This is a genomic window from Flavobacterium tistrianum (assembly GCF_003254545.1).
Classification (GTDB): Bacteria; Bacteroidota; Bacteroidia; order Flavobacteriales; family Flavobacteriaceae; genus Flavobacterium; species Flavobacterium tistrianum.
This window is the reverse complement of sequence record NZ_QJRH01000073.1, coordinates 312,030-338,269: the sequence shown is the minus strand read 5'-3', so window position 1 is coordinate 338,269 and position 26,240 is coordinate 312,030. Positions and strand designations below refer to the sequence as shown.

Here is a 26,240-nt window from a genome sequence, read left to right as displayed (position 1 = left end):
GCGGGAGAATAAAAAAATGCTGGAATAAATCGCGTATTGCAATTTGTTCCAGCATTTCCAATCGAGTTAGTTACTTAAATTATTATAATACAACCAAAGGAGAAATTACACCAAGCATAATTCTTCCAGTATTGTTATTTGATTGTCCTAGATCTGCTTTAGCATAATCGCTGTAATTGTACCATCGTGCTACATAAGTAGCAAAAAACTTAAGATTATAGTTTTTAATTGGATAAAACTCTACAGTTGGAATTATACCATATGCCATGCGAATTCGGTTTGAACTAATATTTGGATCCGGTATATCTTTCCAAGAAGCTTTACTTGTCATTCCGATAACGGTAAGTTTCCATTGTTCATTTAAAGAATATACAGCTCTAAGCCAATGCTCTATATAGTAGACATTTTCTGCCGCATGATCAAGAACGGTTTCAGGAATTAGAGAACTTACAACTCCTGTACGGTCCAAATCTTCGCTGCTCCATTTAAAATCATATTGGAAAAGCCATTTTTTAGTACGAAACTGATTTCCTAATGCTGTATAATACATATTGACAGCTTTTCCATTTTTTGTGGCTTCCTGAAAAATACTGAAACTATAAATGGTTTTAAATTTTCCGTCTAGAAAACTTCCATTCCAGTTTCCAACATAGGCGGCAGGAAATTTTGCTTCTTCGACATCTGGCACATTTTGATATAGTTCAGAAAAAGTTTTGGTTCTGGAGTTTAAAACCTGCGCAGAAAAAACATGATCGGCATTTAGCTTCCAGTTTACCTGAACTCCCGTTAAAAAGTTATCCGAATTATCGACAATATCATTGTATTGATAGATATCAATCGGATTCATATCAAACTCATAACCACCCCAGTTTGCTGTCATTTTTCCAATTGCAATGCTCGTTCTTTCAGATATTTTATATCCGATAAAAGCCAAGTCTGTAGAACTGCTGATGTTATCTGTAGATTGTGGTTCAGTTTCTTTGGTATATCGGTCTCTAAATCTAAAAAAGACTTTATCCTTATATACTCTACCTTTTACCTCCAATCGAAACTGATTTACTTCAAATTTACTTCCAGTATATTTTCCATCTTCAAGATAGGTGTTAAAACCTAATTGCGTATTGAAAATCAAGTCAACATTATTAAGCAAATCAACTTTGCTTGCTTTTATTAATGGTGTTTTGTGATTTAGGACAGTATCGGTCTGTTTTTCCTGCTGTGCATATACTCCTGCCGACAGAAAAACGCTCAAAATTATAAAAGTTAAGACACGCATAATTTACAATTTCAATTGATTAATACTCAAAGAAATATTCCTGTAGTTTTTTACTGTCGGTGGTTTGTGTAAGTCCAAGCATTAATAGAATTCTCGCTTTTTGCGGAATTAAATCATCTGCGACTATAGTGCCAAGCTTTTGATCATCGGTTTCATCAAATAAAGTAACTCTTCCAGACGGTACTCTAGAAGCTCTTGCAACAGCAATTCCTTTTTTAACAGCGCTTGCTGCAGCATCTGAGTTTACTTTATTTAGATTTCCGTTACCTAAACCGCCAGTAACAATTCCTTTTACTCCAGAAGCTACATATGCATTTATTGCAGTTGCAGGCGCGTCGGCATATAATTCGACAACCGCCACTTCTGGTAAAGTTGTTAAACCAGTAATATCAAACGGAGTGCTTTTATTGGCTTTTCTTACCGGAGTTTCATAAAGAGAAACTTTTCCGTCATAAACCTGTCCGATTGGACCATTATTAGGCGCTGTAAATGCATTTAAATGTGTTGTACTAGTTTTTACAGCACTTCTTCCTGTAAAAATGTATTCATTAAATACCAATAAAACACCGCTATGTGCAGCTTGTTTAGAAGCTGCTAGAGTTACTGCATCATATAAATTCTTTGGGCCGTCTGCGCTAATGGCTGTTGCTGGACGCATAGAACCCGTAATGATTACAGGTTTATCAGATCTTACGGTCAGAGATAAAAAATAAGCCGTTTCTTCTTGCGTATCGGTTCCGTGTGTGATTACAATACCGTCAGCTTCGTTATTTTTATAAATCTCGTTGATTCGTTTATTCAGCTTGATCCAAATGTCTACAGTCATATCCTGACTTCCTACATTTGAAATCTGTTCTCCTGAAATTTCTGCAACTTTATCAATTCCTGGAACGGCAGCAATTAAATCTTTAATTGGCAATTGTCCCGCGGTATAAGCAGAACGATCTGCCGATGCACCTTGTCCTGCAATTGTTCCTCCAGTCGCCAATATTTTGATTCTAGGTAATTTTTGAGCATAAATACCTGTTACTAATAAAACCGATAATAATAATGTAAATAAATTTTTCATAGATCAAATGTGTTTAATTCAGGTTATTACTATTTTTTTGAGTTTTCCCAGCTGGTTACATATTCCAATAAAATTTTGCGGATATTTTTTCCAAGAATCAGATAACTATCAGTTGGAAGATTGGCAAGAGAAACTCTGATACTCCATTCTGGTCCCGCAAAACCACCTCCATTTAGAAGTACAATGGCTGTTTTTTCTGCTAGACGGAATAAAACATCAACAGGTTCAAAATTCGTTTTCAGCCAATTGGCAAAATCGTCTCCATAAAAGTGTTTTGCGGCCACCATAACATCAATTTCAGAATAATATCCTGCACGCATCGGATCTTCAAGAATTGGAACTTCTAATCCTTCCCATAGTAGATTAAGACGTTTGTGAATGATCGATTGCGTAAGCGTTTTATAAACATCTTGAGTATCTAATAAACAAAATGAAGAGAAAAGCATCATCTGAAATTGCTGAGGCAATGATAAACCTGCTGTGTGGTTTAAAGCTACTTGTCGGCTATCGGCAACCAATCTGTCAATAAACTTGATTTTTTCTGGCTCTAGTGTCAGAGAAGAATAACGATCGTGCAGTTCTTTTTTAAGAGCTGGACTTAAATTGGCAATTTTCTTATCGAAAATATTGTCCTGATGAACCGCAATTGTTCCAAGTCTCCAGCCTGTACATCCGAAATATTTTGAATAGGAATAAACGGTAATCGTATTCTGAGGAATAATAGCCATTAGAGACCTGAAATTATTAACGAATGTTCCATAGACATCATCTGTAATAACCATCAATTCAGGATTATGATTTTTTACGATATCAGCAATATAATTTAATGTATCGGCACTCATTGCAGAAGACGGCGGATTGCTCGGATTTACCACAAAAGCAACTTTTACCGCTGGATCTTTCAGTTTGTCCAATTCAGAATTTGGATATTGCCAAGTATGGAATCCGTTTTCGCCAACTCCGCTTGCTTCTACGTAAACAACATCAAATTTGTATCGATCTAATTCTGGAATTTCAATATAAGGTGTAAAAGTAGGAGTAAGGAGTGCTATTTTATCACCTCTTTCGGTCAGATGGTTTTGCATTAGCGAATCAAAAATATAGCACATCGCAGCAGTTCCACCTTCAACAGCAAAAATATCAAACTTGCCTTTGTCATTTCCTACGCCGCACATTTCCTGCACCAAATAGTCATGAACAATAATTTCTATCTGACTTAACATACGATCTGGAACAGGATAGTTAAACCCGATTACGGCTTCTATCCATTCACGAATCCATGCATCGCCATCAAAATCATGTTTGTCGACACCATAATGATATGTTTTTTCTAAAAGCGATGCAGCAGGAGTATCTTTGTGTTTTGCTAAAAAAGCTTCGAAACGCGAAGCCACTCCGCTTTTGTTTTGTACAATTCCAGCTAGAATGCCTTGTTCTTCCATAACATTGCGACATTCTTCTAATGCAAATTGTCCGAAAAGGAAAAAAGCCTCTCTAGGAACTGTAGCAATCCAGTTCGGGTTTCCTCTTCCTGCATTAAGCGTTATCGCGGTCGATTTAAGCGCGCTTTCTTCTGCCAGATGAATTAATTCATTTTTAATTTCAAATGGGCTGAGAGTCTGAAGTGTTTTTTCTACCTCTCTTGATGTTTTTATTTTTGAAATATCAATTGCCATAACTAAAATGTTTAGAGATTATTATAAAAAATTCGACTAACTCATAATTAAAATAATGACGACGCCCCATATAATAAGTAGCGTATTCCCAACGGCATAGGTCACGGTGTAACCCAATGCAGGGGTTTTGCTCTTTACGGCGTCTTGTAAAGCTCCCAAGGCGGCAGTAGTAGTTCTTGCCCCAGCAGCACATCCTAAGTTGATGATAGGATGGAATTTGAAAATATACCTACCGATAAGAAGTCCAAGTAGTAGCGGAATCGCTGTTGCGGCAGCTCCTGCAATGAAAAGCCCCCAACCTGCTTCTTGAAACCCAACAATAAAACTTGGTCCTGCTGTAATACCCACAACGGCTATAAAAATGTTTAATCCAACATTATTCATAATCCACAATGCAGGTTCTGGAATTCGTCCAAAAGTGGGGTGCTGGCCTCTTAACCATCCAAAGAAAAGTCCAGAAATTAATGCACCACCGCTGGTACTAAGACTTATTGGCACTCCGCCAACTTTAATGGTTAAAGCGCCTAGTAATCCGCCAAGAACTATTCCTAAACCAACAAACGCCATATCTGTAGAATTTGTAGGACGGTCAGGATAACCAATATGAGCTGCAACTTGATCGACATCTCGTTTGATGCCTACTAATTCGATCATATCTCCTTTCTGCATAACTGTATTGGGCAATATAGGCATCTGGATTCCAGAACGTTTTAATGATCTGATTACAACTCCATGCATGTATTTGAGATGACGCAAATCTGCAAGAGTTTTGTCTATCACTTCTTTTTTTACAATTAATACGCTTAAAACTTCTACAGGAAAATTAAGAAGTTCGATATCCAAAACTTCTTTTTCATTTACCGCAACATAGTTCATCATGTATTCTCTTCTTCCGCCAAGAGCAACGACATCATTTTCTTGAATTACAAATTCTGGAGTAGCCTCTATAATTTCCTTTCCTCTTCGAATTCGTTGTATAAACAATCGTCTTCCTTTACTTTCTAACTCATTTTCTACCTCAGCAACGGTTTTGTTGTTGGCATAGGAATGCGCGGCAATTTGATATGCATTATAAATAACACGATCATAAGCAGAGGCAATACTTGGATCATCGCCGATGGCATCTCCTCCAAGCTGAATTTCAAGTTCTTTTGCTTTTTCTACTAAATTGCCTCCCAATAATTTTGGTCCGATAGAAGCCAGTAGCCAAGCAGATCCAGCTGTTCCGAAAATATAAGTAACAGCGTATGCAACAGGGATTTTGTTTATTAATGCGGCTTTTTGGTCGGCAGGAATCCCGAGCTGATTGATCGTGTCTGATGCTACACCAATTACAGCAGATATGGTTTGAGAACCTGCAAGCATTCCTGCAGTTAAACCCATATCGTATCCCATAATTTTACCGATAACATAAGGACATATTAGACATAAAACACAAACAATTGCAGCATAAAGCATTTGAGGCAATCCGTCTTTTTTTAAACCTCCAAAAAATTGAGGGCCAACACTATATCCGACAGCGAAAAGAAACATTAGAAAAAATACAGATTTAACGTTGGGAGAAATTACAATATCCAATTGTCCTACCAACACTCCGACAAGTAAAACGCTGGTCACAGTTCCTAGAGAAAAGCTTCCTATTTTAAATTTTCCGATAAAGTAGCCTAAAGATAAGGTTAGAAAAATGGACAGTTCGGGATAATCTTTTAATGTAGTAATAATCCAATCCATAAGTATTTGTTTTAGTATAGATTTATTAATAATTGATTATGTGAATCGCAGAAGTAGGACAAAGATTGGGGAGGCTTTTTAAGAACAGATTTTTTAGGTCTTTCAAAAATATATCATAAAGTCAGAATAATTGCATAAAATGGCAGGTGTTGATGTTCCAAATTATAATTTGCAACAAGAAAACTTGCAACTTAACGTTGCAATTTTTGATTTGATACTGAGTGTTTTAAATTAAAAAGCTTTAATTGTTTTTTTTTATTCTGAAATTATTTTTAAATACTAAATATTCTGAAAATATAGCATTACTCGCAAGTGTTGCGTATATTTGAGAGAATAAAAAATAAAAGCCATTATGAAGAAAATAGGATTTTTATCATTTGGGCATTGGGCAAATCATCCCTCATACAAAACTCGTACAGCAGCAGATACCTTGTTGCAATCTATTGATTTAGCTGTAGCTGCTGAGGAAATAGGCATAGATGGCGCTTATTTTCGAGTACATCATTTTGCACAACAGTTAGCATCTCCTTTTCCTTTGCTTTCGGCTGTAGGCGCTAAGACAAGTAAAATAGAAATCGGAACTGGTGTAATCGATATGCGGTACGAAAACCCGATGTATATGGTTGAAGATGCTGGAGCTGCCGATTTGATATCAGAAGGACGTTTACAACTCGGAATAAGCAGAGGATCACCAGAACAAGTTATTGATGGTTGGCGTTATTTTGGCTACGAACCAGATGAAGGTGAAACCGATGCCGATATGGGACGCAAAAAAGCTTTAGAATTTTTGGATAAACTCAGCGGAGAAGGATTTGCAGAACCAAATCCGTACCCGATGTTTCCAAATCCGCCTGGATTATTGCGAATTGAACCACATTCTGAAGGGTTGAGAGAACGAATCTGGTGGGGAGCAGCCTCCAACGCAACTGCTATTTGGGCAGCAGAAAACGGAATGCATCTTCAGAGTTCTACGCTTAAATATGATGAAAATGGAAAACCATTTCATATTCAGCAAGCTGAGCAGATAAGATTATACAAAGAAGCTTGGAAAAAAGCCGGGCATCAGCGTGAAGCAAGAGTTTCAGTTAGCCGTTCGATTTTTGCGATTGTGAACGATCAAGATAGATATTATTTTGGCGGACAAGCGAAAGGCAATGATAGTTTTGGTTATATTGAGCAAGACAAAAGAGCAATCTTTGGCAAAAGCTACACCGCAGAACCCGATAAATTGATTGAAGAACTAGCTCAAGACGAAGCGATTCAAGAAGCAGATACATTGCTGCTGACAATCCCAAATACAATTGGTGTAGATTACAATGTTCATATTCTGTCGTCTATACTAGAACATGTTGCACCTGCATTAGGTTGGCGATGAGTTTTTTTAAGAAGTAAAAAGCCCTTTGTTGATGAAACAAGGGCTTTTTTTATGTTATTAGAAAGATAATTTAATTAATACACCCAAGACAGCAGCGATTAAAATAATATACGGTTCTTGAATTTTCCTGATATAAATTAAAGAAAGAATGCTGGCAAGAGCTATTAATATTGTTGAAACATCTACAATGCTTCTTTTCGCAATAATAATGACAGAACCAACTAAAGCTCCAACCACAGCAGCCGTTATTCCTTCGACAAAGGCTTTGACAGGTTTATTGTTTACAATTTTCTTAAAGAAAGGTGCCAAAGCAACGGTAAAAAGATAGCAAGGCAAAAATGTGGCTAAAGCGGCAGTTATCGCACCTAAAAAGCCATTTACCAAATACCCTATAAAGCCAACAGTTATGACAACTGGTCCAGGCGTTATCATGGCTATAGCTACCGAATCTAGAAATTGTTGCTCTGTCAGCCATTTGTTTTCAACTACTACCCCCGAATGTAAAAAAGGTACGATTGCAAGACCACTTCCAAATACAAATGCACCAGCTTTAGTAAAGAAAACGGCAATTTTCGTTAAGGTCGAGCTTTCATAATTCCAAAAGCCAGACGAAATAAGAATTATGACATTTGTGGTTTTAGCAATTTTAAAATACGGACGAGCCTTTATTAGCATATAAATAAGTCCTGCGGCTACAAATAATAAAATATGTTCTTTTTCTGTGATGTAAGTTATTATGATAGCTGAGATAAAGAAAAGCCATAAAACCCATTTTTCTTTAAAAGAGTTTAAATTCAATTTTCCAATGGATTTTATGGTGAGTTTATAAGAACTTAGAGTAATGATTCCGATAACGGCAGCACTTACACCATAAAAAATAGATTGAATCCATACCAATCCGCCATAAGCTTGGTAGATTACTCCGAGGAGTAAAACCATAAGAAATGATGGAGTGACAAAGGCAAAACCTGCTAAAGTAGCTCCAAGAATATTATAATGAACATAACCGACATATATACCAAGCTGAGCCGCCAAAGGTCCTGGAGCCAATTGAGCCAATGCTAAACCTTCTTTATATTCTTCATCAGAAATCCATTTTTTGTTTTCTACTAAATCTTTGTACATATAACCGACTAATGCAACTGGTCCTCCAAAACCAATTGTGCCAAGTTTTAAAAAATATAATATTAATTCTCTTAACGTATATTTCGGTTTTTCAGTCATATTGAAATTCTTTTAAAACAGCTCTTTATTTAATTATAAAACAAAATTAGAACGAAAGTGACGCTTTAAATAGAATCTTATTTACCTTTTGTATGCAGTTTACTTTTTTAGTAAAAATTAAAAATCTTGTATCAATTTCTATTGGCATCATTCGCCTGTCTGATTGCTTTTGGGTCGGTTAGATTAAATCGATACACAAAACTCAAGCGATATCTTGTCGCATTAGGAATGCTATTGTCTCTAACTACATAATCAGTTCCAGTTGTGACGCTTTTATTCTGGCGGAGATTAAAAGCATTGGTAACATCAAAAACAATAGTAGCTTTGTCTTTAAGCAATAGTTTGCTAAAACCAAAATCAAGCGATTGCAAGGCTTCGGTAGTCGTTTGGGCATTACGTTTTTCTCCACGAAAATTATATCTCCCTTGAAAACTAAACTTAGCTGGAAGTTTTATCTGTGTGCTTAAACGTCCAGTAAAGTTATTGCTATTATAATCCAGATTTTCTCCCATATAATTTCCTTTTTGTTTAAAGCTATAAAAATTCATTTCAGCATTGATCTGAAGCCATTTCAACGGATTGTATAAAGTAGATAATTCAATCCCGCTTCGTATTTCGTAATCAATATTTATGGGAGTCGTCAAGAAAATATCATCCTGACGATAGGTAAAATCCTGAATATAACCTTTTTCATATTGGTAATAAACCGAAGGGTTAAAAGTAAATGTTTTCCACGTTTTAAGAAATGCCATTTCAAAAGCATCGGTATAAGAAGGATTCAAATCGGGATTTCCGATGTATTGCGCATTCAAATCTGTGACTTCATTAAAAGGATATAAGTCATGCAAATATGGACGTCTAATGCGTTTGCTGTAATTTAATTGTAAAGTCGAAGCATCAAACTTATAGCTTAGATTAACAGTCGGGAAAAGCTTATTGTATTTCTTTTTGTCGCTATAAGCGTTTTCTGCATCTTTAATAGATATATTGGTAAACTCGGTTCTCAAACCAAGCATATAACTGAACTTTTTGATTTTGTCGCTAAATTGTGCGTAGGCACCCGTTATAGATTCATCATAATTTAAATTATTATCAATATTCTGATAAATTACCCAATTGTTGTCTTTTTGTTCTTCTGCTAAATAATCGCTGGTAACCGTTCGAATTTCAGTTTTTATTCCAAATTCTAAAACTGAAACACTATCAATAGGCTGCACAAAATCAGTCTTAGCAAGAAAATCTTTGCTGTTTCCTACCGAACTTGTTCTGATGCCAGGATAAATAGAAGTATCAGGAAGCAAACGCTGTGTCGAAAGATCCCATTTTTTATTGCTATCCCACCAATCGTATTGAACATCTACAGTCAATTTTTTTTCTTTTTGTTTGAAAATGCGGGTATAATTAAACTCAAACTGATTGTAAGCACGTTTTTCCAACGATTTTCCGTTTCTCACCAAAAGACTATCTGGTTCCGTATTTCCGAAATCACTGTCATAATTATACTGTAAATTGGTTTTGTCATTATCGTGCGTTGCATTCTTTAAAAATGCGGCAGTAATAGTTTGATGTTCATTGATATAATAATCAGCGCCTAGATAAAGCAATTTGCCATCATCATGTCGATCTTCATTTTGTACACGTTTCATATAATTTGGCGTGGTTGTACTATTTGTAACCTGATCGGTAGTATACAAACCTTCATAATCGCTCGAACGAATGCTGAAATTAGAAAAAATATTGATTTTATTTGATTTATAGTTTAGGCTTGGATTAAGTCGGCTGTCATTTGGCGAACCCGCAACTAAACGAACCTGACCGCTAAAACCGCTTTTTTTGTTTTTTTTCAATATAATATTAATAATGCCCGCAGAACCAGCAGCATCGTATCTCGAAGACGGATTAGTAATAACCTCAATTTTCTCAATCTGATCGGCTGCAATCTGGTCAAGTGCATTATTTTGGGTAAGTCCAGATTGTCTTCCATTAATTAATACCAAAACATTGCTGTTACCTCGAAGACTTATTGCTCCAGAAGGACTTACTGCAATTGACGGAACGCCATTTAAGACATCATGAGCGGAGCCATTTTGCGAAAGCACATCTTTACCAACTTCAAATACTTTTTTGTCTAGTTTTAAGCTAATATTCGATTTCTGGCCACTAACTTCTACCGCTTTTAATTGCACAGCATCGGGAATTAAATTAATCGTTCCTAATTCAATTTTTGATTTTTCGGAAATGTTGTTTAATGGTTGATTATGAATTTGATAACCTGTAAAGCTAAAAGAAATTGTTGAAATGTTTTTTAGTATTCCTTCCAAACTAAAAAAACCGTGATCATCGGTAACCCCAGCTATAATTGTTTTCGAATGATTATCTTGTATGGTTACCGTTACATAAGGCAATGCCTCTTTTGTCGAACTGTCTTGAACTTTACCAGAAACAACAGTTTGCTGTCCTATTCCCCAAAAAGGAATAAATAAAAATAAAATACCGATTGTTAGCCTTTTCATCTTGATTGATTTTTGATTGATTTTGTGGGTACAAGATTACCTCATAAAATAAAGCACGGTTCTTTAAAACATGCAAATGGCTCCACGGACTTCTCAAATGCATTTGGCAATTCGATATTTATTTTACCTTTATATTATGTTTAAATCTGTCTTATTTACCATTTTATATCTTCTGTTGTTTACCTCATGTAAGCATTACAAGGAGTATATTACATCTGACGTAACTTACAAGGTTGATTACGATCATAAACAGCATGATTGGGATAATTCCAACTTTAAATTTCAAGTAGACGTTGAGATTGAAAAACGTCAAGATAAAAACGAACCTTTAGGACTTCAGGTTAATGCTTTTGGTGCTTTTGATGTGTATTGGGACGGAGTCTTCGTGGGAAGAAATGGACAGATGGCAAAAGAGGGTCGTGCTGAGGTGCCAGGGACAGAAACGACTTATTATCAAATTCCGAAAAAACTGTCTAATGGAAAGAAACATGTTGTTACCTTAATCGGCTCGCAATCGTACTTTCGTGAGGCAGAACGTGAAATTCATATAAAACTCGAAAGCTATTTGCAGCTTCATAGGGCACCGCTTGTGGTATTATCATTTATGAATATTATGGCGGGCGCTTTCTTGATTGCTTCGATTTACTATTTTTTTCTTTATATCAACAGTGCCAAAAAAGAATTAACGGTTTTACTTTTCGGAATAATTTGTTTGCTTTTCTTCTTTTTGCTAATTATGGAATACGTAAAGTTTTATGTCGACATTCCGTATGATCATTATTATACCCGTTTAAAAATTATTGGCTGGCTGACTTTTTCAATTTCACTGCTCATACCTTGGTATTTCATGCTTCAGTTTGAATTTAAAAGAAAGAAATTGTTTTTAATTCTCTTACTAATAATACTTTTGGGAATCTATATCGGCTATTACGGACACTTTGATATTTCAGCTGCCTATTTTACTATCACAGCTCGTTTTTTCTCATTACTGATTGCGATCAATGCCGCAATCAGAAAAATAAAAGGCGGACTTATTGTTGTTGCAGGTTTATTAGCAGGCGTTGTAGTCAATTATTTTATGTTTTACGATTTCGGATTATTTATTGCTTTTACGATTTTAGTGCTCTGTATGCTTTATCTGCATACGATTCGTGCTAAAGCTATGGAAGAAGCTCATAATGCATCTTTGCTGCTTTCGTCAAGATTGCAGTTAGAATTGATTAAGAAAAATATTCAGCCTCATTTTCTTCGCAACACTTTGACTTCGTTAATTGACTGGATTGAAGAATCGCCAAAAGAAGGCGTTGTTTTTATCCGTGCTCTTGCCGAAGAATTTGATATCATGAATGACATTTCCGAAGATACACTTATTCCAATCAGGCAAGAAATTGATTTATGCCAAAGACATTTGGAAGTAATGTCTTTTAGAAAAGAAATCTGTTATGAATGGCAAGAAGAAGGAATTGAAGAAAATGAAACCATTCCGCCCGCAATTTTTCATACCATTATAGAAAACGGAATCACGCACAGTCTTCCTCCAAAACAAGGTTGTATTGTTTTTTCTCTGAGTTTTACCAAAGAAAAACAATTCAAACAATATACTTTACTGACTCTTGCTCAAAATAGACAAACTAAAAAAGAACGACGAATAGGAACAGGATTTAAATATATCGAAGCAAGATTAACGGAGAGTTACGGCACCAATTGGTCTTTCGATTCTCATGCTGTAGAAAAAGGCTGGGAAACAACCATTAAAATTTTTGAGAAATAATGAAGATTCTAATAATTGAAGACGAAGCCCGTATTGCGAAAAGAATCGAAAGAATGACACGTGATTTCTTTGATAAAGAGGTGCAGATTCTGCTTTCTGATTCTCTCGAAAATGGATTGATAGCTGTTGAACAACACTCAATTGATTTACTTTTGTTAGACTTAAATCTAAACGGTGAAGATGGTTTTGAAATTCTGCAGACTTTTATTGCGGGACCATTTCAAACTATTATTATTTCAGCTTACACAGACAAAGCCATAACTGCATTCAATTATGGAGTTCTAGATTTTGTGCCTAAGCCTTTTGACCAAAATAGGCTGGAGCAAGCTTTTACACGTTTCACTACTCAAGGAAAGCAATCAGGTGGTGATGCACGATTTTTGGCAGTTAGAAAAGGAAAAACATTCAGGCTTGTGCCAATTAATGAAATCTTATACATAAAAGGAGCTGGTATTTATACAGAACTTCATTTATCAAACAATAAAATGGAACTCCACGATAAATCACTCGAAGCCTTAGAAAAACTGCTTCCTGAGTCATTTGAAAGAATACACAAATCGTATATTCTATGCTGGGAACAAGCACATAAAATTGTTGTAGAAGCAGGAGGAAAGTACAGCATGCAGTTAAAAAACGGTGATGCTTTGCCAATTGGCCGTTCTAAGTACAAAGAAATTAAGCACAAATTGATCTAATGTCGATACAAGCGGCAAAATGCGTTTTACAATTGGTATCGAAACCAATATTTGTTTTAAAAAGCAACTTGAAAGCTCACTTTGAAGTTAGAATATAACAACTCCGATGTTTTTATTGGTAATGATAAAAGCATCGAAGTTGTGTATTTATTTTTTCGGATCCAAATCGTTTTAAAGCTTATATATTATAGAGCATCCCAAGAAGCGCTCGGATAATAGATAGAACTTGTTACAGGAGCTGTCCAGTAATCTTGGCTTCCGCCACGGAAAGTATGAAGACTTACAGCATTTACATTTCGCTTAGCATCGTTAGTTACCCAGCGAATTTTTTCATTCAATATCTCAGTACCATTTACATAGTATTTTACATATCCATCTGTATTTGATCCAGTATTTAACTTAACAGATATCTGACAGTTATATGTAACACCTTCTTGGATGTAATATTTTTTTCCAAAATCATTTCCATATTGTCCAGGCTGATCTCTATAATACACATACGGCTGTAGATAGGCGCCGCTTCCTTTAGCTGTGTTTGATCCATTAGGGCAGTACCACATGAATCTCGCACTTCCGCCATTTCCATCCCATGCTGCATCGCCACCTGTATTTTGGTCACCAATTAAGATTCCATATCCACATTTTCCACCACGGCTCCAGTAAAACCCGTTATTAAATTTCATTTGGAACCAAACGGTGTAAACGCCAGTTGACCAAACACCATACGATGTGCATAATCCGCCAGGACAAGATAACGTATTAGTTTGCAATGTGATTGTTCTTGCTCCAGCTGTACCTTTTGCAGTTGTATTGCCCTCAAGTGCCGAATTAGATCCGAGAGTATCTTTACTTGCAATTTGTTGTGCTTCTTTTTTAGCGGTTTGAGGAGCATTTATATCTTCTTGTTCCTTTTCGCAACAAATAAATACTAATGCCATGGTAAATAGCATACTGGTTAATTTTAAGAATTTCTTCATTTTTTAAATTTTAAGGTTAGTAAACAATTAATAGTTAGTAAATAGATAGTAGATTACGGTATTTGGAACCGAAAGTGTAAAGTTGGATAATAATAGTTTTAGGGAGGAGTAATTAAGTACGTTTTTACGTACACAAAAATACAGACGATATTTTTTGCATGTTTTTAGGAGAATTCTGAACATTATTTAATATCTAAAATACTGTTGCGGATCAAATATTTGCTGCAAATGGCTGTACTGTAAAATTTTATATAAATAAAAAGATTCTTTTTACTAAATTTATTGTAGTTAAAACCTCATGAGAAAAATGTTATTTTATCAAATAAAAAACATTTTTTGTAAAACTATCTGAGTCATAAGGATTTTAAATGCGAGAAATGTTTATGAATAGATTTTGTCTATTTCGGAAGAAGTATTTACGATCTACAGCCTTAATTTTCTCTTTCATTAGTTTGTAATTTAGTCAAAAATAAAAATTTTTCAACTATGGATAATCAATCAAATGACATCAGCAAATGCCCTTTTCATAATGGGAGCATGGACAAGCAAGCAGCTTCGGGAACGAAAAATCGTGACTGGTGGCCTAAACAGTTAAAGGTAAATATCTTGAGACAAAATTCAGCATTATCAAACCCGCTGGATAAGGATTTTAATTACGCAGAAGCGTTTAAAAGTCTGGATCTTGAAGCAGTAAAAAAAGATTTACATGCTCTTATGACTGATTCACAAGATTGGTGGCCTGCTGATTTTGGTCACTATGGCGGACTTTTCATACGTATGGCTTGGCACAGTGCCGGTACTTACAGAGTGCATGACGGACGCGGAGGAGCAGGAGCAGGGCAGCAACGTTTCGCACCTCTTAACAGCTGGCCAGATAATGTGAGTCTTGACAAAGCGCGAAGATTGCTTTGGCCAATAAAACAAAAGTATGGACAGAAGATTTCATGGGCCGATTTGCTAATCTTAACGGGGAATGTTGCTTTAGAATCAATGGGTTTTAAAACATTTGGTTTCGCAGGAGGACGTGCCGATGTATGGGAAGCAGACGAATCTGTATATTGGGGATCTGAAACTACTTGGCTTGGAGGTGACGAACGTTATAAAAATGGTTCTGAAGGCGTTCCGAAAGATCATGGTGTTGTTTCATCCGATGATGATGCAGATGGAAATATTCATAGTAGAAATCTAGAAAAACCACTCGCAGCAGTGCAAATGGGACTTATATATGTAAACCCTGAAGGACCAGATGGAAATCCTGATCCGATTGCGGCAGCCAAAGATATTAGAGATACTTTTGGTCGTATGGCAATGGATGATGAAGAAACGGTAGCATTAATTGCCGGCGGACACACATTTGGTAAAACCCATGGAGCCGCTTCTTCAGACCATGTGGGTAAAGAGCCTGAAGCTGCCGGTTTAGAATTGCAAGGTTTAGGATGGCAAAATAGTTATGGTTCTGGAAAAGGTCCAGATGCCATCACAAGTGGACTTGAAGTAACTTGGACAAAAACACCTACGCAATGGAGTAATAACTTTTTTGAGAACTTATTTGGTTTTGAATGGGAACTTTCTAAAAGTCCTGCTGGGGCACATCAATGGGTAGCAAAAAATGCAGAGGCCATTATTCCTGATGCTTTTGACCCAAATAAAAAGCATTTGCCAACAATGCTTACAACCGATTTATCATTAAGACTGGATCCAGTTTATGAGAAAATATCACGTCGCTTTTTTGAAAACCCTGATGAATTTGCAGATGCTTTCGCTCGCGCTTGGTTTAAACTAACACATCGTGATATGGGGCCACGTGCTCTTTATCTTGGATCTGAAGTTCCTGCCGAAGAATTACTATGGCAAGATCCTATTCCAGCAGTAAATCACGCACTAATTAATGATCAGGATACAGCTCAACTGAAAGAGAAAATATTAAACTCGGGTTTAAGCATTTCTCAATTAGTTTCAACAGCATGGGCTTCTGCTTCTACGTTTAGAGGGTCAGATAAACGAGGCGGAGCAAACGGTGGACGAATTAGACTTGCGCCGCAAAAAGACTGGGAAGTAAACAATCCAGCTGCATTAAAAGTAGTTTTAGATAAATTAGAAGCCATTCAAAAAGAGTTTAATGACGCACAGAATGGAAAAAAAGTTTCATTGGCAGATTTAATTGTTTTGGGAGGTTCTGCAGCAGTTGAAAAAGCGGCTAAAGATGCTGGAGCTTCAGTTTCTGTGCCTTTCTCTCCTGGGCGTATGGATGCGTCAGCTGAGCAGACAGACGTTGAATCTTTTGGATATCTTGAACCTAAAGCAGACGGTTTTAGAAATTATAGAAAAACAAAATCATCAGTTTTAACAGAAGAACTTCTTATAGATAAAGCAAATTTATTGACGCTAACAGCACCAGAATTGACTGTGCTTTTAGGAGGGCTTCGCGTTTTGGACATTAATGCTGACGGAAGTAAAAATGGTGTTTTTACCACTAGACCAGGTCGCTTGACAAATGATTTCTTTGTAAATCTTTTGGATATGAACACGCAATGGCAATCAGTTTCTAATGATAAAGAACTTTATACAGGAAACGACCGAAGCACAGGACAGCCTAAATGGATAGGAACACGTGCCGATCTTGTTTTTGGTTCAAATTCAGAATTGAGAGCAATTGCAGAAGTTTATGCCGCTTCTGATGCGCATGAAAAATTTGTGCATGATTTTGTTGCCGTTTGGACTAAAGTGATGAATCTGGATAGATTTGACTTAAAAAAATAATATTTGCCAAAAGCAGTAAATTTAAAAGACGCCATAATTGGCGTCTTTTTTTTGCAATAAACTCTCCGTATTTAAATTGTTTTTTTATCACGAGAAATGTCATGATTGAAAGAGTGTTTTTCAAAGGCAAAAAAGCGGAAGACTTAATACAAGAACTTTGTTGCAAATTATAACTTGCAACATGTTTAAGCTGTTTGATTTGCATTAGTTTTTGCTTTTGAGTCTAATTTTATAGTTCACTTTAATCCATTGCCATATGTTACATATTAAGAACTTATTAGCCGTGTCAATTTTTGTTATTTCTATAAGTCTAGCAAATGCACAACAATCTAACGCCTGGCCAGACCGAACAGTCCTGCCTATTGAACCTTATCAGAAAGTTGGTAAAATTGCACCAACAATTAAAGATTCTGATCCCATTGAATGGCCGAAAGAAATTAGTGCTCCGCAAGGGGCTCCAAATGTTTTGCTTATTATGATTGATGACGTAGGATATGGAGCAAGTTCGACATTTGGAGGGCCTGTACCGACTCCAGTTTTTGACCAGCTTGCTCAAAATGGGTTAATCTACAACCGTTTTCATACAACAGCAGTTTGTTCTTCTTCAAGAGCAGCGTTAATAACAGGAAGAAATCACCATACTGCAGCGACAGGAATTATTATGGAGTTTTCTACGCCATATCCTGGCTATAACAGTCTAGTTCCGAGAAGTGTAGCCTCGATAGGAAAAATCTTAACAGACAATGGTTATGGTACTTCATGGTTTGGAAAAAACCATAATGTTCCAGATTGGATGACTAGCCCTGCAGGACCTTTTAATTTATGGCCTACTGGTTTAGGATTTGAATACTTTTACGGCTTTCTGGGAGCAGATGCCCACCAGTTCAGACCTGCAATGATGGAGAATACAAAACCTGTAGATCCGTATATTGTAGATGGAAAAGTGGATGAAAATTACATTTTAGATAAAGACTTAGCAAATAGAACTATAAAATGGATAGAAACCCAAAAATCGGTATCGCCAAACAAGCCATTTTTTGTTTATTATACACCTGGAACAGCTCACGCCCCGCATCAGGCTCCTAAAGAATGGATTGAAAAATTTAAAGGTAAATTTGATTACGGATTCGAGAAACAGCGCCAAATGACTTTTGAAAAACAAAAAGCAATGGGCATAATTCCTAAAGATGCAAAATTGGCACCAACACCAAGCGAATATCAGAAGTGGGATGCGCTGAGTCCAAATATGAAAAAAATTGTCGCGCGAGAAATGGAAGTTTATGCAGCACAATTAGCTCATAGTGATTATCAGATTGGAAGGGTAATTCAGTCTATTAAAGATATGGGAGAGCTTGACAATACTTTGATTATTTATATCATGGGAGATAATGGCGCAAGTGCAGAGGATCCGACAGGTCATGGATTGACAAGTGAAATTGGAATTATGGTAAATGGTGAAGTGGATACCGAAGAATTTATGCTAAAAAATCTTGATAATTTTGGAGGTCCTTGGATGGCAGAACACTATTCTCAAAGTTGGGCGCATGCAATGAATACACCATATCAATGGGATAAAAAAATAGCATCTCATTTAGGAGGAAGCAGAACAGGAATGGTAATTTCATGGCCTGCAAAAATTAAGCAGACTGGACAAATTCGAAGCCAGTTTACACATATTACAGATATTGTGCCTACGATTTTGGAAGCAGCAAATCTTCCTGTTCCGAAAAGCGTAGATGGCTTTGTTCAAGAGCCTATGGCGGGAACAAGCTTAGAATATACTTTTGATAATGCTAAAGCTCCTGAAAAACATACCACACAGTATTTTGAAATTATTGGAAATAGAGCTATTTACAAAGACGGATGGATTGCAAGCACTACACCAAAGATATTACCGTGGGAAGGAAATCATCCAGCTTCAAAAGATCCTGTAAACGATTATAAATGGGAACTTTATAATTTAAATACAGATTTCTCTCAAACAGACAATATTGCTTCTAAAAATCCGCAGAAATTAAAAGAATTGCAGGATGCATTCAATAAAGAAGCATCCAAATATGAAGTTTATCCGTTAGATGATAGATATATAGAAAGGCTAAATCCTGAAAACAGACCTAATTTTAATAAAGGAAGAAGTGAATTTGTTTTTTATGAAGGAACTTCGCGCATAACGGAAGGAATGGCTCCAAATATGAAAAATACATCCTACAGCATCAAAGCAGATATTGAAGTTAAAAGTGGTGATGAAGGAATGATTATAACTCAAGGAGGATATTTTGGAGGAACAGCTCTTATGCTTTTAAAAGGAAAACCAACTTTTTCCTATGCTTTTTCACATTATCCAGATCATAAATGGACAATACAGTCGCCAACACCTTTAACTGCTGGAAAACATACTGTTGTTTTGAATTTTGATTATGCTGGCGGTGGAGCAGGTAAGGCAGCAAAAGTTACAATCTTGGTTGATGGAAAAGAAGCTGCAAAAGGAGATATTCCTAGAACTGTTCCGAAAAGATTTTCATCAGACGAAACCTTGGATGTTGGAGAAGATTTTGGAACGCCTGTAACAAGAGACTATGAAGTGCCATTTAAATTTCAAGGAGAAATTAAAAAAGTTACAGTGAATTTGAAGTCTTGATTCATAACAAGATAATGACAATATATAAGTCCAAATGTTTTTTCTATTGGTATGAAAAGCATTTGGACTTTTTTTAAATTAATAATTGAAGTCAGAAAAAAACTCTTTTTTCTCATTTTTTATGACAATAAAAAGGATTTTTCTACTTAACTTGTAAAATCCAAAATCAATTCTTATGACTATAAAGAGGTTTTTTCTTATCAGTTTTATTCTTGTTTTATATTCTTGCAGCAATAAAAAAGAGCAGGAACTTATTGTGCGCGAAAAATCGCTTTTAGAAAGAGAAAAACAATTTCAGGATAAAGAAGCAGAATACGAAAAGTTGTTAAAAATGAAAGACAGTTTATTGTCCCTTTCTAAAGTAAAAGATACACTTCCTAAAATACAAGAATGGCCAGAAAACCTTAAAATTGCATGGAACAGTAAAATGATCTGCAGAGAATCGAACTGCAGTAATTATGTTATTGGAGATCAGCGAAACGAAGTTTGGGAATTTATATCAGATTCTACTGGAATGTACACAAACGTTGTCAGCAATAATGAAATTAAACGTGTTTTCACGGGACAATACCTAGAAAGTAGAATAGTGCTTGATTCTGCAAAAGAAACTTCTTCTAAAAACAAAATAAAAGTGAGTGTCGTGCTCGATGATATTAAAAAAAATATCATTAAAGGCACGCAGACTATTACTGGTCAGGATAATTGCATAGCAAAATTCTCAGTTGAACTTACTCCATCCAATAAAAAGTAATTTATGCTACTGAGTATACATCATATAACCTTTCCTATAGAAGATCCACTATTAAAGTATCTTATTGAGATTATCATCATTTTATGCATTCCGCTTTTATTGAATAAAATTAAAGTGCCACATTTGTTGGGTCTTATTATTGCCGGTGCGCTTATAGGACCTAATGGTTTTGGCGTGCTTTCTAGAGACAGCAGTGTAGTAGTTACGGGAACTACAGGTCTTTTATATATTATGTTTTTGGCAGGTCTGGAAATCGATATGGCCGATTTTAAAAAGAACAAATGGAAGAGTATTATTTTTTCTATTTTCACTTTTGCCGTTCCGTTTATTTTAGGACTTGTCGGCGGTTATTATATACTGGGCTTTTCATTGCTTACTTCAATTCTTTTTGCCAGTCTATTTTCTTCGCATACTTTAATTGTGTATCCAATGGTAAGCGGTTTAGGAATTGCCAAAAATCTCTCGGTAAACATAACAGTAGGAGGAACGATGATTACCGATGTGCTTTCGCTTCTTGTTTTAGCAGCTGTTGTTGGAATGTCGCAAGGAGAAGTAGGAACAGCTTTTTGGGTGAAGCTATCAATTTCAATGGTTGTTTTTACATTAATTGTATTGCTCGTTTTTCCAATAATTGCCCGCTGGTTTTTTAAAAACGTAGAAGATAAAATCTCTCAATACCTTTTTGTACTTGTCATGATTTATCTGGCAGCACTTTTGGCCGAGTTGGCAGGTATCGAATCTATTATCGGAGCTTTTTTTGCTGGATTAGCTTTAAACAAATTGATTCCGCATACGTCATCATTGATGAATAGAGTGGAGTTTGTCGGAAATGCCATTTTTATTCCTTTCTTTTTAATAAGCGTCGGAATGCTGATCGATTTTAATGCTTTTATACAAAGTTGGGAAACATTGTGGGTAGCATCAATTATGCTTATTGCTTCTATTGGAGGAAAATACGTTGCCGCGATGCTAACGAAAAAGACATTTAAACTGACTAATGATGAAGGACAACTGATTTTTGGGCTGAGTTCGGCATCTGCGGCAGCTACTTTGGCTTCTGTAATGGTGGGTTATAATATAATTATTGGAGAAAATGATGCTGGCGAACCCATAAGACTTTTAAATGAACATGTACTTAATGGAAGTATTCTTCTGATTCTTATTTCTTGTACCGTATCGTCTTTTGTATCTATGGCAAGTGCACAGCGTATAGCGCAGGCAGATAAAGATAATACCGTATCGGGTAAAAGTGAGGAAAAAGAAAATATACTTTTGGCAGTTAACCATGAAGCTACTGTAGAAAAAATGGTAAATCTAGGTTTAATGGTAAAATCTGCGTCCAATAAACAGCTTTATGCCGTAAATGTAATTAATGAAGATGTAAATGAATCTTCTGAAAAAAATGCCGAACGAATATTAGAAAATGCCGTTAAAGCTGCTTCTGCAGCCGATGTAGAGTTGCATCCGATTACGCGTCATGATAATGATATAGCAAGCGGAATAAGTAATGTGATAAAAGAAAAAGAGATTACAGATCTTATTGTAGGACTTGAAGGAGAAAAAGGTTTTTCGTCTTCGTTCGTATATAATTTGTATAACGGTTACCTTCGAAATAAAAACATTAATCTTATGGTATATCATGCTGTACAGCCTGCAGCTACGATTAAAAGATATTTGGTTTTTATACCAGCAGATGCCGAACTAGATGCAGGATTTTTTCATTCGATGTTACGAATCTGGAATATAGGCCGTAATTCTGGAGCCAAAATGAGTTTCTACGGAAAAGATAAAACACTAAATATTTTAAATAGAATTGCAAAAAAAGCCTCTATAGAAGCCACATTTGATATTTTTTCAAATTGGGGAGATGCTCAGCAAACCGCACTTTCTATCGAAGAAAATGAAGGTCTGATTATTATGATGGGAGATCGGGGAATGCATTCGTATTTTCCTAAAATGAGAGATATTCCAGATCTTTTGAACCATAAATTTAATAACAACAACTATATGCTTATTTATCCTTTTTCTAAAACCACTACAAATAATACAGAAAAAAGATCTGTGAGCAGTCATGATGATTTTGCAGAAATAGGAAAAGCGATTCGAAATATTTTTAAATAATGATGTAGCGCTATATTTTTCTGCTTTTGCCATCAAAACATTCATTTTTTTTTTTTTGCTTAAAAGAGGTTGCAAATTATAATTTGCAACCTGTTTTAAATGTCTTTTTACGCTTTTTTCGAGCTCTTCATTGTATTTTAGTAAAATAAATTTCTGAGGTTATACTTAATTCAGAGGGTTTTACTAACTCTCATTTTTCAAATTCCTTTTTATAAGAATCGAAAAGTTTTTGTTTCGGAGTAATATTTATGTTGAACAGTGTCATTTCGAGATAAATAAAAAATACTTTTTCAATAAATTTTATTTTTTGAACCATTAAAACGAAAAAAAAATGAAAAAAAAAATATTTCCATTGATGACCATTACAGCTTTGACTTTTATTGCATTGGTGTCATGCAAAAAAGAGACTCAGAAAAGCGAAACAGCCGTAGCAACACAAAATGATTCGGTTAATGTAGCCGCGATATCGGGACCAGTTCCCAATACAATTATGACGCCTGAATACGTGAAAACAATGGCAGGAAATATTTATTTGTGGGCGTGGCCTATGGTCAATATGCACAATAGAAAGCTAATGTTTGAAAAAATTCCGCATCCTATACTTAATAAAGGGATTCTTCCTTTAGGGTCAATTAATCATTCTGCTATGTTGACGGATTATGTAGAGGCGGCAGAAAGAGATGTTGCATGTCCGAATCAGGATGTGGTGTATGGTGGAGCACCTTTAGATTTGAGCAAAGATGCTGTTGTTGTACAGGTACCCGATTTTGGCGATCGTTTTTGGGTATACCAAGTATGCGATCAGCGTACAGATGGTTTTGCGCAGCTTGGAAAAATGTACGGTACAAAACCTGGTTTTTATTTGTTGACGACCAAAGAATGGAACGGGAAAGTTCCAGATGGAATCAGTGGTGTATTTAAGTCTGCCACAGCATTTGGAATGGTTATACCAAGAATTTTTCAAGAGGATAACCCTACTGATAAAAAAGCAGTTCAGCCTCTGATTAGTCAGGTTGTTTTGTATCCTCTTGCAGAGTTTGATGGAAAAATGAAAACGGTAGATTATGCTAAACTTCCAAAAACTCCCGCTGATAAGGAAGCATCAAAAGAAGAAACGCAGTGGGTTAAACCAGAAACGTTCTTTGATGAAGTGCCAGAAGTTTTAAAAGAAGTGCCGCCGCTTAAAGGAGAAGAAACATGGTACGCTCAAGTGCAAGCTTTTGTAACAGAGGTAAATAAAAATCCTAAACTAAAAGCAATTGTAGTGCAGACAGCAATTGAGGCAGAGAAAAATTTAATAAAACCATTATTCCAGTTTGAGAATGTTGGATATCCAGTTAAAGACAATTGGACAACGCAGAAAAATGGAGCACAGTTTGGGACAGATTACTTGACAAGAGCAGCTTGTGCAAAATCTAATATTTTTGTAAATAAGCCAAACGAATCTAAATATTTCTATCAGGATTATGATGCTTCTAGAAACAGACTTTCTGGAAGTAATAAATACACCATTACGTTTCCAAAAGGAAAGACACCTCCTGTAAAAGGTTTTTGGTCACTAACTCTTTATGATGAGTATCATTTTTTTGTGCCAAACGAACTTAAGCGCTTTTCTATAGGGACAAAAAATAAAGATTTAAAGTATAATACGGATGGTTCCTTGACATTATATGTTCAAAATACTAAACCAGAAGGGGATAAAGCTGTAAACTGGCTACCTGCACCCAAAGGAGCATTCTCTTTGTACATTAGATGTTACTGGCCAGATGAAGTTACTTTAAAAGATGAATGGACACCGCCTGGAGTAGTAAAGATTTAGTGATAGAGCCAATATCGAGAAGCGTGTGACCATTGATAAGGATGGCGAAAAGAAAGGAGTGAATTTAAAAGAAATATAATTAAAAATGAGAAAGCTGTATTTATTAATATGGCTTTTTTGTTTTTTTGAATATCTTTATTTTTAGATTGATTCTTCTAATTGTTGAATCAGTTTTTAGATTTAAGAAAACAAGAATGGTTAAAAAATATAGAAATGGATAAAAGGAAGCATTGGGAAAACATATATCAAACAAAAAATCTGACAGAAGTTAGCTGGTATCAGCCAGTTCCTCAAACTTCATTAGATTTAATGAAACAATATAAAATTCCTCTCGAAGCTAAAATTATTGACGTTGGCGGTGGTGATAGTTTTTTTGTAGATGAACTTTTGAAACTAGGATATTCTAATATTTCGGTTTTAGATATATCAAAAGAGGCAATCTCAAAAGCTCAAAAGCGTTTAGGGAAAGATGCTGAAAAAGTAAATTGGATCGTATCTGATGTAACAGATTTTAAGCCAGTCTTTCAATACGATTTTTGGCATGATCGAGCTGCTTTTCACTTTTTGACGGAAGAAAAAGACATTCAGAAGTATTTGCAAATTGCCAGTGAAGCAATAGTCAAAAACGGAATTTTGGCAATTGGTACTTTTTCTGAGACAGGACCAACAAAATGCAGCGGAATAGAAATCAAACAATATTCTGAAAAATCTTTAGAAGAACGATTTAAACCGAGCTTTCAATTGATAAATTCGTTTTTAATTGATCATAAAACTCCTTTTGAGACAATTCAGAACTTTACATTTGGAGTTTTTACAATATAATACATATTTTTATTAGCTGATTACTAACTGACTAATAGACCAAAAAACATGAATTCTCAAAACCCAAAAAACGAAATAAGCCGACGCAAGTTTTTACAAAATAGTACATTAGCGACAGCTGGAATTTACTTAGGTATTTTAGGTATGCCTAAAGTATTCGGAAATGTCTTGATTGATAAAGATGCTAAAGATGCTAAAGATGCTAAAGGCATTCCAGATATTAAACTGAATAATGGTTTAAAAATGCCTATGCTCGGATTCGGAACTTATGGACTCAGCAGCGAGGTTTGCCAGAAATCTGTAGTTGAAGCCATATCTGCAGGTTACCGCCTTATTGATACCGCAAAAGTGTACGGAAATGAAGTTGAGGTAGGAAAAGCGATAAAACAAAGCGAAATTGACAGAAAGCAGCTTTTTGTTACCTCAAAATTATGGGTTGATGATGCGGGTTATGAAAATGCAAAAAAAGGTTTTGAAGAAACACTAAGAAAATTGCAATTGGACTATCTGGATCTGTATCTTATACACCGTCCGAGAGGCGATGTAAAAGGATCTTGGAAAGCAATGGAAGAACTTTACAAAGCAGGAAAAATCAAAGCCATCGGTATAAGTAACTTCGATCCTGCGCAGTTGGAAGATCTTTTGTCTTATGCTGAGGTAAAACCTGTTATAAATCAGATCGAAACTCATGCTTATTTTCAACAGGCAAATGATTATAAAGTACTAAAACAGCATAATGTACAGATGCAGGCTTGGGCGCCTTTTGCAGAAGGGCGTAATGCTCTTTTTACAAACGAAGCATTAACTCAAATAGCCAAAAAGCATAGTAAGACTACTGCACAAGTAAGTCTAAGATGGCATTTACAGCGTGGTATTGTAGCTATTCCGAGATCTTCTCAAAAAGCACATATTGTAGAAAACCTCAATATATTTGATTTCAAGCTTGATGATGCTGATATGAAAGCGATTGAAAAATTAGATTTAAATAGAACTCAGTTTCCAGAATGGAGTTAAAGTCGGTT

General features: G+C 35.7%; 17 protein-coding genes. 10 read left to right on the top strand and 7 right to left on the bottom strand.

What is annotated here, in order from left to right; all coding sequences use genetic code 11:
- Positions 1-82: 82 nt before the first annotated feature.
- From DMB71_RS20505 to aspT, 4 genes are read right to left on the bottom strand one after another with little or no spacing between them, the layout of a single operon-like run.
- A complete protein-coding gene (locus DMB71_RS20505; protein WP_239453009.1) occupies positions 83-1,252 on the bottom strand; it encodes a porin in 1,170 nt (389 codons plus the stop codon).
- A gap of 43 nt (positions 1,253-1,295) precedes the next feature.
- Entirely contained in the window at positions 1,296-2,345 is a 1,050-nt protein-coding gene (locus DMB71_RS20500) for a type II asparaginase (protein ID WP_111369426.1), read from the bottom strand.
- 29 nt (positions 2,346-2,374) lie between these two features.
- A complete protein-coding gene (gene aspD / locus DMB71_RS20495) occupies positions 2,375-4,021 on the bottom strand; it encodes an aspartate 4-decarboxylase (RefSeq protein WP_111369424.1) in 1,647 nt (548 codons plus the stop codon).
- A gap of 36 nt (positions 4,022-4,057) precedes the next feature.
- Entirely contained in the window at positions 4,058-5,752 is a 1,695-nt protein-coding gene (aspT, locus tag DMB71_RS20490) for an aspartate-alanine antiporter (RefSeq protein ID WP_111369422.1), read from the bottom strand.
- A 352-nt stretch (positions 5,753-6,104) separates the two neighbouring features.
- Here aspT and DMB71_RS20485 point away from each other — a divergent pair, with 352 nt between their 5' ends.
- The gene (locus DMB71_RS20485) at positions 6,105-7,127 is read left to right on the top strand and encodes an LLM class flavin-dependent oxidoreductase (RefSeq protein ID WP_111369420.1); all 1,023 of its coding nucleotides are present in this window, start codon (positions 6,105-6,107) and stop codon (positions 7,125-7,127) included.
- 57 nt (positions 7,128-7,184) lie between these two features.
- Here the strand turns inward: DMB71_RS20485 and DMB71_RS20480 are convergent, their stop codons facing one another.
- Both DMB71_RS20480 and DMB71_RS20475 read right to left on the bottom strand, forming a co-directional pair.
- Positions 7,185-8,351: a chromate transporter gene (locus tag DMB71_RS20480; protein ID WP_111369418.1), complete on the bottom strand. Its 1,167-nt coding sequence runs from the start codon at positions 8,349-8,351 to the stop codon at positions 7,185-7,187.
- Positions 8,352-8,482: 131 nt separating this feature from the next.
- A complete protein-coding gene (locus tag DMB71_RS20475; protein ID WP_111369416.1) occupies positions 8,483-10,864 on the bottom strand; it encodes an outer membrane beta-barrel protein in 2,382 nt (793 codons plus the stop codon).
- 76 nt (positions 10,865-10,940) lie between these two features.
- Between DMB71_RS20475 and DMB71_RS20470 the strand changes: the two genes are divergently transcribed.
- Positions 10,941-12,635, top strand: a complete 1,695-nt coding sequence (locus DMB71_RS20470; protein ID WP_239453008.1) for a histidine kinase — start codon at positions 10,941-10,943, stop codon at positions 12,633-12,635.
- Positions 12,635-13,330: a LytR/AlgR family response regulator transcription factor gene (locus DMB71_RS20465; protein ID WP_111369412.1), complete on the top strand. Its 696-nt coding sequence runs from the start codon at positions 12,635-12,637 to the stop codon at positions 13,328-13,330. The genes DMB71_RS20470 and DMB71_RS20465 overlap by 1 nt, the downstream gene beginning before the upstream one ends.
- Before the next feature lie 185 nt (positions 13,331-13,515).
- Here DMB71_RS20465 and DMB71_RS20460 read toward each other — a convergent pair whose 3' ends face one another.
- Positions 13,516-14,307 (bottom strand): polysaccharide lyase, encoded by a 792-nt coding sequence (locus DMB71_RS20460; RefSeq protein WP_111369410.1) that lies wholly within the window; start codon positions 14,305-14,307, stop codon positions 13,516-13,518.
- Between the two features lie 486 nt (positions 14,308-14,793).
- Between DMB71_RS20460 and katG the strand changes: the two genes are divergently transcribed.
- From katG to DMB71_RS20420, 7 genes are all read left to right on the top strand, one after another.
- The gene (gene katG, locus DMB71_RS20455; RefSeq protein WP_111369409.1) at positions 14,794-17,067 is read left to right on the top strand and encodes a catalase/peroxidase HPI; all 2,274 of its coding nucleotides are present in this window, start codon (positions 14,794-14,796) and stop codon (positions 17,065-17,067) included.
- A gap of 256 nt (positions 17,068-17,323) precedes the next feature.
- Positions 17,324-19,705 (top strand): arylsulfatase, encoded by a 2,382-nt coding sequence (locus DMB71_RS20445; RefSeq protein ID WP_111369405.1) that lies wholly within the window; start codon positions 17,324-17,326, stop codon positions 19,703-19,705.
- 175 nt (positions 19,706-19,880) lie between these two features.
- Positions 19,881-20,456 carry a hypothetical protein gene (locus tag DMB71_RS20440; protein WP_111369403.1) on the top strand — a complete coding sequence of 192 codons (576 nt, stop codon included), beginning with the start codon at positions 19,881-19,883 and terminating at the stop codon, positions 20,454-20,456.
- Positions 20,457-20,459: 3 nt separating this feature from the next.
- Positions 20,460-22,577: a cation:proton antiporter gene (locus DMB71_RS20435; RefSeq protein WP_111369401.1), complete on the top strand. Its 2,118-nt coding sequence runs from the start codon at positions 20,460-20,462 to the stop codon at positions 22,575-22,577.
- Between the two features lie 331 nt (positions 22,578-22,908).
- Positions 22,909-24,396, top strand: coding sequence for a DUF1254 domain-containing protein (locus DMB71_RS20430; protein ID WP_111369399.1), 1,488 nt, complete (start codon positions 22,909-22,911; stop codon positions 24,394-24,396).
- Positions 24,397-24,609: 213 nt separating this feature from the next.
- Positions 24,610-25,218, top strand: coding sequence for a class I SAM-dependent methyltransferase (locus tag DMB71_RS20425; RefSeq protein ID WP_111369749.1), 609 nt, complete (start codon positions 24,610-24,612; stop codon positions 25,216-25,218).
- 48 nt (positions 25,219-25,266) lie between these two features.
- Complete coding sequence (locus tag DMB71_RS20420) at positions 25,267-26,232, top strand: aldo/keto reductase (protein WP_204251811.1); 966 nt, start codon at positions 25,267-25,269, stop codon at positions 26,230-26,232.
- Positions 26,233-26,240: the final 8 nt, after the last annotated feature.